General features: G+C 68.8%; 13 protein-coding genes. All 13 read right to left on the reverse strand.

The features are described from left to right. Positions 1-25 precede the first annotated feature (25 nt). Positions 26-400 (reverse strand): 50S ribosomal protein L21, encoded by a 375-nt coding sequence (gene rplU / locus B5G02_RS03955; RefSeq protein WP_019238523.1) that lies wholly within the window; start codon positions 398-400, stop codon positions 26-28. A 229-nt stretch (positions 401-629) separates the two neighbouring features. After that, a complete protein-coding gene (locus B5G02_RS03960; RefSeq protein WP_094335278.1) occupies positions 630-1,400 on the reverse strand; it encodes a TIGR03936 family radical SAM-associated protein in 771 nt (256 codons plus the stop codon). Continuing rightward, positions 1,397-3,274 carry a TIGR03960 family B12-binding radical SAM protein gene (locus B5G02_RS03965; RefSeq protein WP_094335279.1) on the reverse strand — a complete coding sequence of 626 codons (1,878 nt, stop codon included), beginning with the start codon at positions 3,272-3,274 and terminating at the stop codon, positions 1,397-1,399. The genes B5G02_RS03960 and B5G02_RS03965 overlap by 4 nt, the downstream gene beginning before the upstream one ends. Before the next feature lie 5 nt (positions 3,275-3,279). Then, complete coding sequence (locus tag B5G02_RS03970) at positions 3,280-4,212, reverse strand: hypothetical protein (protein ID WP_094335280.1); 933 nt, start codon at positions 4,210-4,212, stop codon at positions 3,280-3,282. 12 nt (positions 4,213-4,224) lie between these two features. Then, entirely contained in the window at positions 4,225-5,418 is a 1,194-nt protein-coding gene (locus B5G02_RS03975) for an FtsW/RodA/SpoVE family cell cycle protein (RefSeq protein WP_019238519.1), read from the reverse strand. A gap of 18 nt (positions 5,419-5,436) precedes the next feature. Next, entirely contained in the window at positions 5,437-7,491 is a 2,055-nt protein-coding gene (gene mrdA, locus B5G02_RS03980) for a penicillin-binding protein 2 (RefSeq protein WP_094335281.1), read from the reverse strand. Positions 7,492-7,499: 8 nt separating this feature from the next. Then, on the reverse strand, positions 7,500-8,081 hold the full coding sequence (locus B5G02_RS03985) for a hypothetical protein (RefSeq protein WP_019238517.1): 582 nt from the start codon (positions 8,079-8,081) through the stop codon (positions 7,500-7,502). 9 nt (positions 8,082-8,090) lie between these two features. Next, positions 8,091-9,107, reverse strand: a complete 1,017-nt coding sequence (gene mreC, locus B5G02_RS03990) for a rod shape-determining protein MreC (protein WP_143758284.1) — start codon at positions 9,105-9,107, stop codon at positions 8,091-8,093. A gap of 12 nt (positions 9,108-9,119) precedes the next feature. Next, positions 9,120-10,151, reverse strand: a complete 1,032-nt coding sequence (locus B5G02_RS03995; RefSeq protein ID WP_094335282.1) for a rod shape-determining protein — start codon at positions 10,149-10,151, stop codon at positions 9,120-9,122. Positions 10,152-10,285: 134 nt separating this feature from the next. Beyond that, positions 10,286-11,734: a tetratricopeptide repeat protein gene (locus B5G02_RS04000; RefSeq protein ID WP_094335283.1), complete on the reverse strand. Its 1,449-nt coding sequence runs from the start codon at positions 11,732-11,734 to the stop codon at positions 10,286-10,288. 14 nt (positions 11,735-11,748) lie between these two features. Beyond that, positions 11,749-12,300 carry a peptidylprolyl isomerase gene (locus tag B5G02_RS04005; RefSeq protein ID WP_094335284.1) on the reverse strand — a complete coding sequence of 184 codons (552 nt, stop codon included), beginning with the start codon at positions 12,298-12,300 and terminating at the stop codon, positions 11,749-11,751. A 227-nt stretch (positions 12,301-12,527) separates the two neighbouring features. Beyond that, positions 12,528-13,613 carry a zinc ribbon domain-containing protein gene (locus B5G02_RS04010; RefSeq protein WP_094335285.1) on the reverse strand — a complete coding sequence of 362 codons (1,086 nt, stop codon included), beginning with the start codon at positions 13,611-13,613 and terminating at the stop codon, positions 12,528-12,530. Positions 13,614-13,685: 72 nt separating this feature from the next. Further along, positions 13,686-16,346, reverse strand: a complete 2,661-nt coding sequence (gene acnA, locus B5G02_RS04015; protein ID WP_094335286.1) for an aconitate hydratase AcnA — start codon at positions 16,344-16,346, stop codon at positions 13,686-13,688. Positions 16,347-16,353 lie beyond the last annotated feature (7 nt).

The raw sequence follows: 16,353 nt of genomic DNA on the forward strand, positions 1-16,353 counted from the left end.
TACCTACTCTCTCGATCGCGCAGAGCTACTCAGCGCTCACGGCCTCGGCGGGAGCCTCGGCCTCCTTGGTGGTCTTGCGGGGGGCACGCGTGGTAGCCTGCACCTTGGTGATCTTCACCTTGGTGAGCTGCTGGCGATGACCCTTGAGGCGATGATAGCGCTTGCGCTTCTTGAACTTGAAGACGAGCTGCTTCTCACCCTTGAACTGGTCGACGATCTCGGCCGTGACCTTGGCCTTGGCAAGCTTGGCGGCGTCGGTGACGATCTTCTTACCGTCGTTCAGGAAGAGAACGGGCAGCTCGACGGAGGAGCCGATCTCACCCTCGATCTTCTCGACGGTGATCACATCGTCCTGAGCGACCTTGTACTGCTTGCCGCCGGTTGAAACGATTGCGTACATGTGTTAGCCCTTCATGCATCTGGTAGTGCAACAGCCGAATATAGTAGCAGCTGCGTAAACCCACGTCAACGGATATTCGCAGAGTCTCCGCAACCTCTGACGCTCTGTTCGCGTCCCCCTCGCTTCACGTGCTTGTCCTCGCGCTGCGCGCTGCGGAATCGCGCGTGAAGCGAGGGGGACGCGAACAGAGCGTGCCACAAGGTTGTCAGTGTCTCGCTCACCACAGGAGTTAGGGATGGAGCGGATACACAGGTGCACCGTCGTCGGACATGGCGTATTGGGCGGTGCGGGTTACGTCGTAGTGGTCGAACAGGGTGAGGTTCTGGATGCCGGTGGAGACGATTGGGTCGCCGGGGGTACCACGGAGCTCGGCGTCGAGGGCGGCGAGGAGGATCTCCGGACGGAGGGCGCCCTCGTTGTCCATGCGTGTCGAAAGGTCGAGGGCGAAGACGCCATCGCCGAGCGCGCGCACCGCGTACGCGTCGAGCGTCCGCGTGAGGTCGAGCACCTTCTGCTTCTTGCCACGCTGGTAGGGAATCTGCCCGCGGGCGGCGACCACCGCGAGCGCAGCCTCCATGCGGGCCGCATCGGGCGCGGGCGCCTCCCCCGCCGCGTCACACCGCGGGAAGAGCTCCACACGGTACTCCGCGCACGTGATGAAAGCGGTGAGCGCGTCCGCGCGCACATCGACGTATCCCGCCTCCTGGGGCGCGAGGTCCGCGGGAGCGGCGGCGCGCAGGCGCTCGAGGGCGTCCGCGACGGGCACGAGCTCGGTGAGGAACACGTCGAACCACTCGCACGAAGAGGCGGTGCCCACCGGCAGCGCGGCCGAGAAGCCGGCACGCATGTGCGGCGAGAAGCCCTGCGTCACCGCGTAGGGCAGCCCGGCGCGGCGCACGACGCGCTCGATGGTGTGCAGCACCTCGAGGTGCCCCAGGTAGCGCAGGCGCCCTTGCTTCACATAGCGGACGCGCAAGCGGAAGAGCAGCTGCTCGGTCATGAGCGATCACCTACCAGGACGTTCTCAGCGCCGAGCGTGGGGCAGATGCCGCAGCCGGTGCACGAGGAGCGCGTGCAGTCGTCGGTCGTCTTCCCCGCGAGCGCCCGCCGCCATTCGCGCAGGAGGAACCCGCGCGACACGCCGGGACTCACGTGCTCCCAGGGAAGGCGCGCGTCGAGGGGGAACTCCTCTTCGGCGATGGCGCGCAGATCGAGCCCGAGCTCCTCGGCCGCCTCCTCCCAGCGCGCGAGCGAGAACTGGTCGCTCCATGCATCGAAGCGCGCGCCGCGCCGCCAGGCACCCATGACGAGCGGGGCGAGGTCGCGGCCGCCCCGCGAGAGCACCGCCTCGATGAGCGAGGTCTCGGCATCATGGCAGTGCACGCGGATGGCGCGGTCGCGGACGCTGTCGATGAGCAGCCGCTGGCGGCGCTTCACCTCGGCGTCATCGAGCTGCGCGCACCATTGAAACGGCGTGTGCGCCTTGGGGATGAACACGGAGACCGAGACGGAGACCTGGATGCCGCCGCGCTGCCCCTTCGGCACGACCTCGCGCGCGATGGCGAGGACGCGCTCGGCGAGCTCGGCGATGGCGACGATGTCCTCATCGCGCTCGCCGGGAAGGCCCATCATGAAGTAGAGCTTCACGCGGCGCCACCCCGCCCCGAAGGCGGCGCGGCAGGCGCGCTCGAGGTCATCCTCGGTCACGTTCTTGTTGATGATGTCGCGCAGGCGCTGGCTGCCGGCCTCGGGGGCGAACGTGAGGCCGCCCTTCTTCTCCCCCGCCACCTCGAGCGCCATGTCCACACCGAAGGCATCGAGGCGCTGCGAGGGGATCGAGACGGACACGCCCGTCCCCTCGAGCCCGCGGTTCAGGCGCGAGAGGATCTGCGAGCAGCAGGAGTGGTCCGTCGTGGAGAGCGAGGTGAGCGAGACCTCGTCGTAGCCGGTGCGCGCGAGCCCGCGCGACACCGCCGCGACGATCTGGTCCGGCGTGCGCTCGCGCACGGGCCGGTAGGTGATGCCCGCCTGGCAGAAGCGGCACCCGCGCGCGCAGCCGCGCAGCACCTCGATGGAGAGGCGGTCGTGCACGAGCTCGGTGAAGGGCACGATGGACTGCGAGACGGGGTCGGTCGCGCCGAAGTCGCGGACGACGCGCTTGTACACCACCTCGGGCACGTCCGCACCCGGCCGGGGCACCGTGTAGCCATGGCGCGTGCAGGCGCCCTCGTGCGAGACCTCGTAGAGCGCGGGCACGTACGTGCCGGGGACGCGCGCGAGCCCGGCGAGGATCTCGGCGCGCGCGGCGCCCGCGTCGCGCAGGCGCTCATGCTCCCGGCACACCTCGACGAGGGACTCCTCGCCCTCGCCGATGAGGAAGGCGTCGAAGAACGGCGCGAGCGGCTCGGGGTTGTAGACGCTCGGGCCGCCGCCGATCACGAGCGGGTCGTCCTCACCGCGGTCCGCGGCGAGCAGCGGGATCCCCGCGAGGTCGAGCGCCTCGAGGTAGTTCGTCGCGGCCATCTCGTGCGGGATATGGAAGCCCACGACGTCGAACGAGGCCACGGGGGCCGCGCCCTCGAGCGAGAGCAGGGGCACGCCCGCCGCGCGCATCTCGTCGGCCATGTCGACCCATGGCACGTACGAGCGCTCGCACGAGATGCCCTCGGCGCGGTTCAGCGCGGCGTAGAGGATGGCGATGCCCTGGTTGGGCAGGCCCACCTCGTAGACATCCGGGTAGATGAGGCAGGCGCGGTAGGCGGCCTCGGGCTTCGAGGCGGTGCCCCATTCGTGGTCGATGTAGCGGCTCGGCTTCTCGACGCGCGCGAGCAGCGGCTCGAGCTCGCTGAAGCGGTCGCGGTATGCGCAGCGCATGCGCCTCACCGGTCCTGCGCGACGACGGGGGCAGCCGTGGCGGAACGCGTCGCATCCCTGCCGCCCGCGGCTCCGAAGAGCGCGCCCAAACGCCGCCCGAGCTCGCTCGTGAAGGCGTTGAGCGGCGCGTAATCGATGCCGCGCTCGTAGGCAGCCGAGAGGGCGCGGCCCATGCCGTAGGTGCCGGCCGCGGCGATGCCCGCCTTCACGATGAAGGCCGCGTGCCCCGCGCGACGACCCACCGCGCGCGCGACGAAACGCAGCGCGAGCGCCCCGGCGAGCACGCCCGCCACCTCGTAGCCACGCTCGGGCTCGAGCCTGTAGCCGAAGATCGCGCTCAGCTTGAGCGCCATCCCCACCTCGGTGATGGTCATGACCGGGAAGTCGGCGCCGGGCATGAAGCTGAGGGCGCCTGTGGCGAGGTTCGCGACGGCCGCCGAGGAGATGATGCGCATCGAGGCCGCGATGCGCATGAACGCGAAGTTCGCCGCGAAGGCGACGTCCTTCTCCGTGCGGTCGAGGATCCAGCGCGCGAGCGTATCGAGCAGGTACGCGTCGTCCGTCGCGGCGATGAGGCCGAGCAGCGGCGTATCGTCCTTGATGAAGGGCACCTCGACGCTCGACTCGGCGATGACGGCGACGGGGGCGCCCGCCACCACGAGCTCATGCACCGCGCGCTCGAGGATGTCCGACCCGCACGAGAGCACGAGCACGATATCCGTATCGGGCCGCGGCGCGACGGGCGCGGCCGTGAGGCGCTCCACGCGCACGAGCGCCGAGGTCGTCCTCGGCACGAGCGCGTCGCGCACGCAGGCCACGATCGCAGGCGAAGCGCTCCGATCCACATACACCGCGACGCGCACCGGCTCATCGGTGGCGCGCTTCGCGCCGACACCGGCCTTGAGCGCCCCGGCGAGCGATTCAACAGGTACCCTCATATCCGCTCCCGTCTATAGCGTTGCCTGGCGACGGCGCCAGATCGATTCAACGATACCGATGATTATGCACTGGACGATCATCGAGGAAGATCCGAAGCTGATGAACGGCAACGGGATGCCCGTGATGGGCATGAGCCCGATGCACATGCCGATGTTCTCGAAGATCTGGAACATCCACAGCCCCACGAAGCCCACGCACACGAGCCTGAAGAAGAGCGACTCGCACTTGATGGCGATGCGGATGACCGAGAAGAGCAGGAAGGCGAAGAGCGCGAGCAGAACGAGCGCGCCCGCGAAGCCGAAGGTCTCGCACAGAAGGGCGAACACGAAGTCCGTGTGCGACTCGGGGAGAAACCCGTAGGACGACTGCGTGGCGTGGCCGATCCCCTTGCCGAAGAAACCGCCCGAGCCCACCGCGATGAGCGACTGCTGCAGGTTGTAGCCCGCACCCGAGGTGTCCGCCTCGGGGTCGAGGAACACGAGCAGGCGGTTCATCTGGTAGCTCTTGATGAGCGAGTTCGCATCGCCCACGATGCCGTCGATGATGGAGTCCGTCGCCAGGATGAGCGACACGAGCCCGATGATGACCGCGATGGTGGAGAGCACCCACTCCTTGCGCGCGCCGCTCATCATGATGGTCACGGCGCCGGAGAAGAACACCACGAGGCTCGAGCCGAGGTCGCCCTGGATGATGATGCAGACGAACGGCACGGCGAGCATGCCGCAGAACTTCAGGTAGTCGCGGAACGAGTCGATCTTGCCGTGGTACTGCGCGCCGATGGAGGCCATGAAGAAGACGGTGATGACCTTCGCGAGCTCGACGGGCTGGAACGTGAGGTGGATGAAGGGTATCTGGATCCACCCCGTCATGCCCATGGCGTTGTACGAGAGCCCCGGCACATAGGGCAGGAAGATGACGATGATGTCTACGACGAGCAGGACGGTCGACATGTTCGCGAGGTTCGAGAAATCGATGTTCCACATCACGACGGCCACGGCGACGCCGATGGCGATGCCGAGCAGGTGGCGCGGGAACGACACCTCAGGGTTCGTGAACGAGGCGGACCACATGACGAGCGTGCCGAACGTCACGAGCCCGACCCACGCGATGAGCACGCCGAGGTGCACCTGCGAGCGCAGGCCGCCCTTCGCGGTGCTCATCTGCTTGTTGACCTTCTTCAGGCTACCTGCCGAAGACGACGCCATACATCCTCCCCTCGTCCGTCACATGCTTCGATCGGAATCCGTCGGGCTCATGGAGTCCGGCGCGTTGTAGATCTGGCCGAGCACGTCGCGCACACCGTACACGGTCGACGAGCCGCCGAAGCCGCCCTGCTCGAGCACGCCGCACACCACGTACTTCGGGTTCTCGTACGGGGCGTAGGTGATGAACCAGCCGTACGGGTCCTGGCCGGCCTTCTCGCCCGTACCGCTCTTGCCGGCAACGGTCACCGGCAGGCTCGAGAAGTGCGCGGCGAGCGTGGCGGACTCCTCGTAGATCATGCGCTTGAGGCCGCTGTGCACGAGGTCGAGGTAAGCCGAATCGACCTCGGCCGTGAGCCGCTCCTTCGAACCGGTCTCGTTGTAGCGGTACGAGTCGCCGCCCTCGCCGTCGCGCGCGAGCGCGGAGAGGAACACGTGCGGCGTGTACTCCTTGCCGCCGTTGGCGATGCCCATGTAGGCGCAGGCCATCTGGAGCGGCGTCACGAGCAGGTCGCCCTGGCCGATGACGATGTTCGACATGTCGCCCGGGTTCCAGGTGCGGTCCTCGTCGGAGTAATCGGAGAAGTACTCCTTCTTCCACGCGGCGTCGGGGACGCGACCGGCCTGCTCGCTCGGCAAATCGACGCCGGTCGTCGAGCCCAGCCCCCAGCGGCGGAACATCTCCTGCAGGCCCTCCGGGTTGTCCTTGTCGTAGAAGAAGTCGTGGCCGATGTCGTAGAACACCGGGTCGCAGGAGTAGATGATGCCGTCCTCGAGCGTCATGACGCCATGTCCGCTATGGTCCCAGCACCATTTGCCGTACGCCTCGCCGTCGCCCGTCCAGTAGCCCGTGCACGTGGTCGTGCGCGTGGAGGAGTAGACGCCGTACTCGAGGCCGGCGAGGGCGGAGAGCGGCTTGATGGTCGAAGCGGACATGTACTGGCCGCCGATCGCGCGGTTGAGCAGGGGGTTTCCGCTCTCGTCGCCGTTCAGCTGCGACCAGGCGTCGTTCGAGATACCGCCGATGAAGACGGAGGGGTCGTAGGTGGGCGTGCTCGCCATGCCGAGGATCTCGCCGTTCGTGCAGTCGAGGCAGAGCATCGCGCCGTTTCCGGCCTCGTTGTAGCCGAACTGCTTCGAGATGCTGATGGCGTAGGCGAGGCCCTCCTCGCAGGCGCGCTGGATGTTGACGTCGAGCGTGAGGCGGATGTCCGTGCCCGAGCGCGGCGGGACCTCCCCCACCTGGCCGGTCACGTTGCCGGCCGCGTCCACCGTGACGGTCTGCTCGCCGCGCACGCCCTGCAGCAGGCTCTCGTACTGCGCCTCCACGCCGGCCTGGCCCACGATGTCGCCCGTCTCGTAGACGATCGAGCCCTCGTCGCGCTCCTCGGAATCCTGCGCCTCGAGCTGCTCGGCGGTGATGGTGCCGGTGTAGCCAAGCACGTGGCAGGCGAGCGTGCCGTAGGGGTACTCGCGCTCGGTGCGGTCGACGACCGTGACGCCCTCGAACTCGCCGGCGTGTTCCTGGATGTAGGCGATGGTCGAGCGGCGCACGTCGGTGGCGATGGTGTGCTGCGCCTGAGCGCCCTCGGTGTTGTCGCGGATGTTGCGCCGGACGGCCGCGTAGGGCATGCCGAGCACGTTCGAGAGATGGCGCACGAGCACCGGGTCGTCCACGAGGTCGCTGTAGGCCGTCACCGCGAGGAGCGCGCGGTTGCGCACGAGCTCGACGCCGTTGCGGTCGAGGATGCGCCCGCGCGGGGCGGCCGTGGTGACGGTGCGCGTGCGGTTCTGGACGGACAGGTCCTCGTAGTAGTCGCCGCGCACCATCTGCATGCTCCAGAGCTTCGCGAGGATGGCGCCGAACATGACGCCCACGCCCGCGGTGAGCATGGTGAAGCGGCCCTTGTACGCGAGGCCCGAGGTGTTGCCCTCGCCCTCCGAGGCCTTCGGGCGCGTGCCGTTCTTGGTATCGAACGTGAACTTCCCGGAATAGCCGCGCAGGAAGATGAGCGACCCGATGACTGCCGCGAGCAGCACGAGGCCGGCTATGATGACGAGCGTCTGAGCGTTCATGCGCTTCCCTAGTGAAGTGAGCGTCGGCGCGTGCGCGGCACGGTCTTGAACCGCGAACCGCTGCGCCCCCCGCGCGCGGAGAAACCGCCCCCGCCGAGCGCGGAGGGCGATCCGGACGCCATGAGGAACGGGATGGATGCGATCGACGTCAGGATCGCGGTCACGACCCCATGACCGAGCGAGAACAGGATGCTGCCCTCGGCGCCGAGCAGGACGAGCGCCACCGCGTTCACGATGCACGCGGCGAAGATGCCGACGCCCGCGAGGCGGATCGATGTGGGCGAGAACCCGCTCGTGCCCGCTCCGCCCACGCTCGCGAGCGCGAAGGAGCAGACGGTGGTGATGAGCGCCATGAGCCCGATGGGCACGGTGGCGGTGAGGTCGTAGAAGAGGCCGGAGAAGAAGCCCGCGTACACGGCCTGCGTCGCATCGCCCCTGAGCGCGACGGCGACGGCGAAGGCGAGCATGAAGTTGAAGCGGCCGCCCAGGATGGAGATCTGCGGCGCGAGGGCGACCTGGAGCACGGCGGCTACGATCGCGAGGACGGGCATGACGTAGGAGCGCTGCGTCCCAGCGTTGGTATACGGCATGTGTCCCTCCTACTCCCCTGCGTCCGTGGCTCCGTCGTCCGACGAGGACCCGTCGCCCGATGCGGCGGCGTCATCGTCTTGCGCGTCGTCCTGCGTCGAGGACTCGTCGCGGGCGGTCCCTTGCGGGCTTGCGTTCGAGGAGGCGACGTCGTCGTCGGTGGCACGCTGCTCGTCGGTGAGCGACGTGATGACGAGGACCTCCTCGTTGTTCTCGGTTTCCGACGACGCGGGCGTCACGACGATCGTGTAGTACGAGGCGTTGTCCGGACGGTCGACCGAAGACACCACGCCGAGCGGCAGGCCCTTCGGGTACACGCCGCCCAAGCCGGAGGAGACGATGATGTCGCCCTCCTTGACGTCGGAATCGACCGTCACGTACTCGAGGCGGAGCGTCCCGTCCGGCTGACCCTGCAGGATGCCCTGCGCGCGCGTGCTCTGCACCATGGCCGAGATCCCGGAGTTCTCATCGGTCACGAGGCGCACGGTCGCCGTGGTGGGCGACACCTCGATGATCTGGCCGATGATGCCGGCGGCGTTGCAGACCGGCATGTTGATGGCCAGGCCGTCGGCCGAGCCCTTGTCGATGGTCACGGTGCGCGACCACGCATCGCCCGACTCGCCGATGATCCGCGCGGCCGTGGACTGCAGGCTGTACGTGGACTGCAGCCCCAGGAGCGACTCGAGCCGCTCGGCGGTAGCCTGCGCCTCGGAGAGCTCGGCGACCTTTGCGCGCAGCTCCTCGTTCTCAGCCTCGAGGTCCGAGAGCGTCGCCGGGGATGCCGTGAGGTTCGACGCGATGTTGCCCACCGCGTTGAACGGCGCCGCGATGACGGAACCGAGGTAGCGCACCGGCGTGGTGACCGTCATCACCACGGAGCGCGCTGCATGGATGATTCCCGCATCGCCCTCGCGGATGGAGAACGTGAGCAGGAGCACAGATATTACACACAGGACGATGAACGGGCGAAGCCCCGTCGACTGCCTGCGATTGTTCAGGTTCGAGGAAAACCCCTGGGACCGCGGCACGAGCTAAGCCCCCTACGCGTTCCCCTGCACGAAGCCGCCATCGAAGGCGTTGGCCTCGAGCACGCGGGCGCAGCCGTTCACGACGTTGTCCAGGGCGGTCGGGCTCACGTTCACCGAGACGCCCGTCTCGTCGCGCAGCAGCACGTCGAGGCCGCGCAGGAGCGCGCCGCCGCCCGTGAGCAGGATGCCGTAGTACATGAGGTCCGAGGCGAGGTCCGGCGGGGTGGCGTCGAGCGCGTCCTTCACGGCCTTGACCATGTCCTCGAGCGGCTTTTGGAGCGCGCGGCGGATCTCCTCGCTCTCGATGCGCACCGTCTTGGGCAGGCCGGTGATGACGTCGCGGCCGTTCACCTCGACGTCGAGCTCGTCCTTCAGGGGCACGGCGGAGCCCACCTTGATCTTGATGTCCTCCGCGGTGCGCTCGCCGATGGCGAGGTTGTAGGCGTCGCGCACATGGGTGAGGATGGCACGGTCGAACTCGTCGCCCGCGATGCGCACGGACTGCGAGACGACGATGCCGCCCATGGCGATGACGGCGACCTCGGTGGTGCCGCCGCCGATGTCGATGACCATGGAGCCCGTGGGCTCCTCGACCGGCAGGTCGGCGCCGATGGCGGCGGCCATGGGCTCCTCGATGAGGTATGCCTGGCGCGCGCCGGCCGACATGGTGGCCTCGAAGACGGCGCGCTTCTCGACGGAGGTCACGCCCGAGGGCACGCACACCACGACGCGCGGCCGCGGGGTCCAGGGATAGCGCTTCTCGCTCGCCTTGTCGATGAAGTAGCGGAGCATCGCCTCGGTGACGTCGAAGTCGGCGATGACGCCGTCCTTGAGCGGGCGCACCGCGACGATGTTGCCCGGGGTGCGGCCGAGCATGCGCTTGGCCTCGATGCCCACGGCGAGGATGCGGTCATCGTTCTTGTCGATGGCGACGACGGAGGGCTCGCGGATCACGATGCCCTTCCCGCGCACGGAGACGAGGGTGTTCGCGGTGCCGAGGTCGATCGCCAGGTCGCCGGAATACTGACCGAACAGCATATCCATCAAAGAAAACAACATGTGCTCCAAGAACTCACTCAGATGCGCGCGCACGCGCATTCGCGTCGATTGGCGTCAAGTGTAGTGCAAACCGATGCCGCCCGCGTGACGCGAACGGCATCGGCTAAAAATAACATATGCTAGGCAGCGGCCGCGCTCGAGGCGTCCGCATCGGCCTCGGACGTGGTGGCAGAGCCATCCGTCGCGGCCTCATCGGTCGTGGCGGCGGTGTCGGCGCTCTCGGCATCCGTAGCCGCATCGTCCGCAGACCCGTCGGTGCCGGAGGCGTTGGAGCTCACCGCGCTGTCGCGATGCAGGTCGATGGAGGCCACCGTCCAGCCGATGTGGTTCGCCCCGCGCGCGAAGGTGACGTCGTACTCGGCCGTCGCGCCCATGGAGAGCTTGACCGCCACGAGCGCCGTGGACTCCGTCATGGACTGATCCATGTTCGTGATCGTGGGCTCGGCGCCCTCGGGGATGGAGGAGACGATCTGCGTGCGCGCGGCATCGGAGAGGCCCGGCGCGAGGTAGGCCTCGGCATCGGAGCCGTCGGTCACCGCGTTGAAGAGGCCCGTGATCGCGTCCTGCTGCGAGGGGATGCCGAAGCCGCGCGTGTAGGCGAAGGCGCCGCCGCCGAGCGCGAGCAGAAGCAGGATGAGGATGGCGATGAAGATCTTGAGCCCCACGTGGCGGTGCTTGCGGCGGATCTTCATCTCCTGGCGGTCCTGCTGGATCATCTCGGATTCCGTGAGCGTGAAGAAGCCGGTGTCCGAGGGGTCGGGCATGAAGGCGCCCGACTTGCCGAGCGGGTCGAGCGGGTCGACCGGCGCGTTGAAATCGGTCGAGGCGGGTGCGGCCGCGTCCGTCCGCGTCATCGCGCCCGCGGAGGGCGCGGCGTCGAGCGTCGCCTGCGCCCGGTCGCGCGCGGCGGCCTCGGAGGGCGTGAGCTCGTAGAGGCCGTCGGCCGTGGCGGCGCGGAAGGCCTCGAGCGCCTCGGTGGGCCGGTTCGCGGCCGCGAGCGCCTCGCCGAGGCCGGCGTTGATGCTGTGGACGTCGTCGCGCGGCGTGGCGAAATCGAGCGCCGTGCGGTACGACTCGATGGCGTCCTGGGCGCGGCCGAGCTTGACGAAGCAGCCGCCGAGGAGCGCGAGCGCCGAGGCCGGCGCGGGGTTCGCCCCGTCGATGGCAGCCTGGCGGAAGGCCGTGCCCGCCTCGGCGATATGGCCGAGCTCGAGCTGCGCCCTACCGAGGCCGAGGTAGGCCTTGTACGGCGTGGCATAGCTGCCGTCGTCGAGCGCCTGGGTGAAGCAGCGCACCGCGCCCTCGGCGTCGCCCACGGCGGCGAGCGCCTTGCCCTCGTTCGTGAGGAGCGCCCCGCGCTTGCCGTACGCCGCGTCCTCGAGGGCGCGCGCATATGCCTGCGCGGCCTCGCGGGGGTACCCGAGCTTCATGAGCGCGTTGCCGCGCAGGTGGTCGGCTTCGCCCGAAACCTCGGACGCATCCTTGCAGGCTTCAAACAACTGGGCGGCGGAGGCGTAATCGCCCGCGCGATAGGCGTTGCGCGCGCGCTCGAACAGATCTACGTTCACGGATGCTCCTTCATCTACGCGGCTTCATGGACGATCTCGACGTGGCGGATCTCATCGCCCGCACGCAGCCGGCCGATGACATCGAGGCCCTCGACCGTCGTCCCGAAGACAGTGTACCCAGCGTCGAGGTTGTGCTGGGGTCCCAAGCAGAAATAGAACTGGGAGCCCGCCGAATCCGGGTGCTGCGAGCGCGCCATGGCGAGCGCCCCGTCCACATGGCTGTTCCGCGGGTTCGTGGCGAACTCCGCCTTGATGCGCCAGCCCGGGCCGCCGGTGCCGGGCATGCCATCGGGGCCGGGCCTGCCGGCGGCGACGTCCTCGGGTGACATGTCGCGCGTGTTGGGGTCGCCGCCCTGGATGACGAAGCCGGGGACGTAGCGATGGAACTTCAACCCGTCGTAGAACCCCATCGTGGCGAGCTCGCAGAAATTGCCCACGTGGATGGGAGCGCCATCGCCGTCGAGACGGACGCGGATCGTGCCCTGCGAGGTCTCGATCACCGCGACCTCGTCGCCACGCACGTCGTATTCGGGGATGTGGAGCTCAGGTTGCGAGAAGCCGAACATACGCTGCCTCCTTGAGCGTCATTGCATGGATATCCCTTAGATTCTAGCAAGAACGACTAGATTCCACGAATTCGGCACGAGGGGCTTGAGGGGGCTTTGGCGCAGGGGTGGCGGCTGTCCCCGCTCACCCGACTCGCTTCGCTCGCGAAGGGCGCGCGGGGACAGCCGCCACCCCCGTGCAACGGCGCCCACTCGAAGCAGGAAGAGTATTTCTTCCAGCAACTCGTCTAGGGCTGCTGGGGTTCCCATTCGCCGACGTGGGCGTAGTAGTTGTCGAGGGCGGAGCTGCCGGCTTCGCGCATGGGGGCGAGGATCTCGTCCTGGTAGTTCGACGGGTACTCGCCCTCGGGCACGGCGAGCGAGACGTCCCACGAAGCGCAGATGGCGTCGACGCGCTCGTACATCCACTCGGCGAGTTGGCGCACGTTATCGCGGTCGTCGGCATACGCCGAGCCATCGATGAGCTGCAGGGCGTCGAGCTCGTCCATGATGTCCTGGAGCTCGTCGCGCAGGGCGTAGGCGCCCGCGGAGGCCTCTTTGCGGTTGTCAAGGCTAGGGTCGAGGTAGGAGGCGTTGAACGCGGTGATGGCGTCGGCGAAGCGGTCCCCGTCGTTGATGGACACCACCGCCTCGTAGGCCTGATGCAGCTTCTCGTAGGCGGCCTCGTCGGAGAGCGTCGCGTCCTCGATGGGCTCGGTCGCGGGCTGCTCCTCGGGTTCATCGGCGGCGTCGGCGTCCTCCTGCTTCACCTGCGTCCCCACGCGCGAGGGAAACATCTCGCGCGCGGACTCCTGGATGGAGGCCATGATGCCGGGCATGACGCCGAAGGGGTCGAAGGCGACGAACCCCACGGCGCCGGCGATGAGCACGGCCGCGACAATCGCGATGACGACCCCGGCGCGCGGCCGGCGGCGACGGCGCTCATCCGAGCGCCCCGCGGAGGAAGCGGAGATGTCGCGCGCGTCGAGCACATGGGTCGCGCTCGGGTCGAGCGCGTCATCGAGCACGCTCCGCGCGTTCGAGAGCGCGGGGACGTGCGGCACCTCGGGCTCCTTGGACGCGTGCGTGAGCCGCGGGAAGCTCGCCGTCTTGCCGGCAGCGAGGTCGGAGGCCGAGAACGTGGTGGAGAGGATGCTCGGGGCGGGACGGCCGCACTTGGGGCAGGTGCGATCCTGCGGCGAGAGGCGCGCGCCGCAGCCATCGCAGAACAGGAACGCCGACGGGCGCGGTGCCTCGTCCTCGATGCGGGCATGGCAGAGGGGGCAGACGGAGCTGCCATCCTCGATGGTCGCATGGCACTGGGGGCAGATCATGCGCGCTTCATCCCTCCTCTTCCCTCGTACAGGCGGTAACGGAACGCTCGCGCGAGCCCAAGGACCGCGCTCCTAGCGGGATCCCGCAAGGCTCTCGAGCACATAGGGAAGGATACCACCGCTTCTGAGGTAGGCGCCCTCCGTGGGCGTGTCCACGCGCACCCGAACCTCAAAATCGGTGCGCGTGCCGTCCGGTGCCGTGGCCGTGACCTGCGCGAGCATGGGGCGTTCCCCGACCTGTGCGATATCGATGGACGCGATGTCGAACGTCTCGAGGCCGGTGAGGCCGAGCGCCTCGGCGCCCTCGCCCGGCAGGAACTCGAGCGGGACGATGCCCATGCCGATGAGGTTGGATCGATGGATACGCTCGAAGCTCTCGGCGATGACCGCGCGCACGCCCAGGAGCGCCGGAGCCTTTGCTGCCCAGTCGCGGGAGGACCCCGACCCGTACAGCTTGCCGGCGATGACGATGAGCGGGATGCCCGCCGCGCGGGCGGATTCCGCGGCATCGAAGATCGTGGCCTGCTCCCCTGTCACCGGGTCGCGCGTCCAGCCTCCCGGGCGGTCGGCGAGCGCGTTGCGCAGGCGGACGTTCGCGAACGCCCCGCGCATCATGACCTCGTGGTTACCGCGCCGGGCGCCGTAGGTGTTGAAGTCGCCGTCCGCGACCCCGTGTGCACGCAGGTAGCGCGCGGCGGGCGAATCGGGCGCGATCGTGCCCGCGGGAGAGATGTGGTCGGTCGTGATGAAGTCGCCCAGAAGCGCGAGGCAGCGCGCGCCCGTGCAACTCCATACGGCGCCCTCACCCAGAGCGGCCGCGCCATCGAAATACCCTGGACGACGCACGTAGGTGGACGCGGGATCCCAGCTGAACGTCTCGCCGCGCGCGGGATCGAGCGCGCACCAGTCCTCCTTGCCCTCGAAGAGGCCCGCCGCGGGAGCGTAGCCCACGGACGCCATGAGGTGCGCGCGCATGCGCTCAACCTCCCCCGCCTCAGGCATGAGGTCGGACAGGTACACGGGACCCGCCGCTCCCTCGCAGAGCGGGTCGTGCGCGAGGTCGATATCGACGGTGCCCGCGAGCGAGAGCGCCACGACGAGCGACGGCGAGCAGAGGTAGTTCTGGGAAACGTCCGGCGAGATGCGCCCCTCGAAGTTTCGGTTTCCCGAGAGCACGCTCACGAGCTCGCAGGAATCCGCAATCGCATGCAGGGGCTCGAAGACTGGGCCGGAGTTGCCGATGCAGCTCATGCAGCCGTAGCCGCACACCGCGAACCCGAGCTGCTCGAGCGGCTCGATATAGGCGGGGGCGAGGAAGCTGTAGGTGTTCGAGGAGCCGGGGGCGAAGACCTTCTTGACCCACGGGCGCGGCCGGCACCCCAGGCGCACGGCGCGCTCGGCGACGATGCCGGCGGCGACCATCATGTCCAAGTCGGTCGCCGTGGTGCAGCTCGTGATGGCCGCGATGGCGATGGCGCCGTCGCCCACGGTGGCGTCCTCGCCGTCGATCGAGATGTCGAAGCGCGCCTCTCCGGAGCGCCCATGGGCGGCGAGACCGGCGCGGAAGCGACCGCGCAGCTCGCTCAGGCCGAGGCGGTCGTGCGGGCGCGCGGGGCCGGCGAGCGAGGGCTCGACAGAGGCCAGGTCGAACTCGAGCACCTCGGCGTAGACGGTGTCCTCACCCTGTCCGAGCATGCCCTGGGCCTCGAGGTAGGCGCGTGCGAGCGAGCGCTCATGCGGAGTGCGCGCGAACGCGTCGAGCTGCGCGAGCGTCGCCTCGTCCGCGGGGAAGAACGTCGCCGTGCAGCCGTATTCGGGCGACATGTTCGCGATGGTCGCCCGTTGCGTGGGGGTGAGCGCGGCCACGCCCGGCCCCGTGCACTCAACGATGGAACCCACGACGCCCCGCGCGCGCAGGAACTCCGCGAAGGAGAGGGCCACGTCCATGGCGCAGACCCCGGGGCGCGGCGCGCCGGTGAGCTTGAGGCCGATGACCGCGGGCACCATCATGGTGATGGGCTGCCCGAGCGCGGCCGCCTCGGCCTCGATGCCGCCCACGCCCCAACCGAGCACGCCCATGCCGTTGGCGGTCGTGGTGTGCGAGTCGGTGCCCACGAGGGTATCGAAGTAGGCCTCGCGCACCCCGTCCGCGCTCGTGCCCTCCATCGCGACGTCGCAGAGGTACTCGATGTTGAGCTGGTGGCAGATGCCGTGCCCCGGCGGCACGATGGAGACGTTCTGGAAGCTCGAGGCGCTCCATTTGAGGAACGTGAAGCGCTCGCGGTTGTGCTCGGCCTCGATGCGCTCGTTATCGCGGTCGGCCCCGCGGTACGAGACCCGGTAGGCCGTCACGGAGTGGTCGACCACGAGCGTGCAGGGAATCTTCGGGTTCACGAGCGCGGGATCGAGCCCGCGGCGCGCCGCCGCGTCGCGCATGGCGGCGAAATCGACGAAGACGGGAACGCCGGTGAAATCCTGGAAGAGGATGCGCCCGGGCATGAACTCGATCTCCTCGCCCGCGCGCCCCGCCAGGCCCGCTGAAACGATGCGGTCGGCGAAGCGGCGCGCCTCCTCGGGCGTGCGCGCGCACCGAAGGACGTTCTCGAGCAGGATCTTCAGGCTCGCCGGCAGCGCCGCGCTCCCGGGCACGGCGGAAACATCGAAATACCGGTACGAAACCCCGTCGATGACGAGGCTCTGCTGCGCGAAGCGCGGCTCGGACGAGACGCTCATGCTGCTC

Origin of the sequence: [Collinsella] massiliensis (assembly GCF_002161605.1) — a bacterium.
GTDB lineage: Bacteria > Actinomycetota > Coriobacteriia > Coriobacteriales > Coriobacteriaceae > Enorma.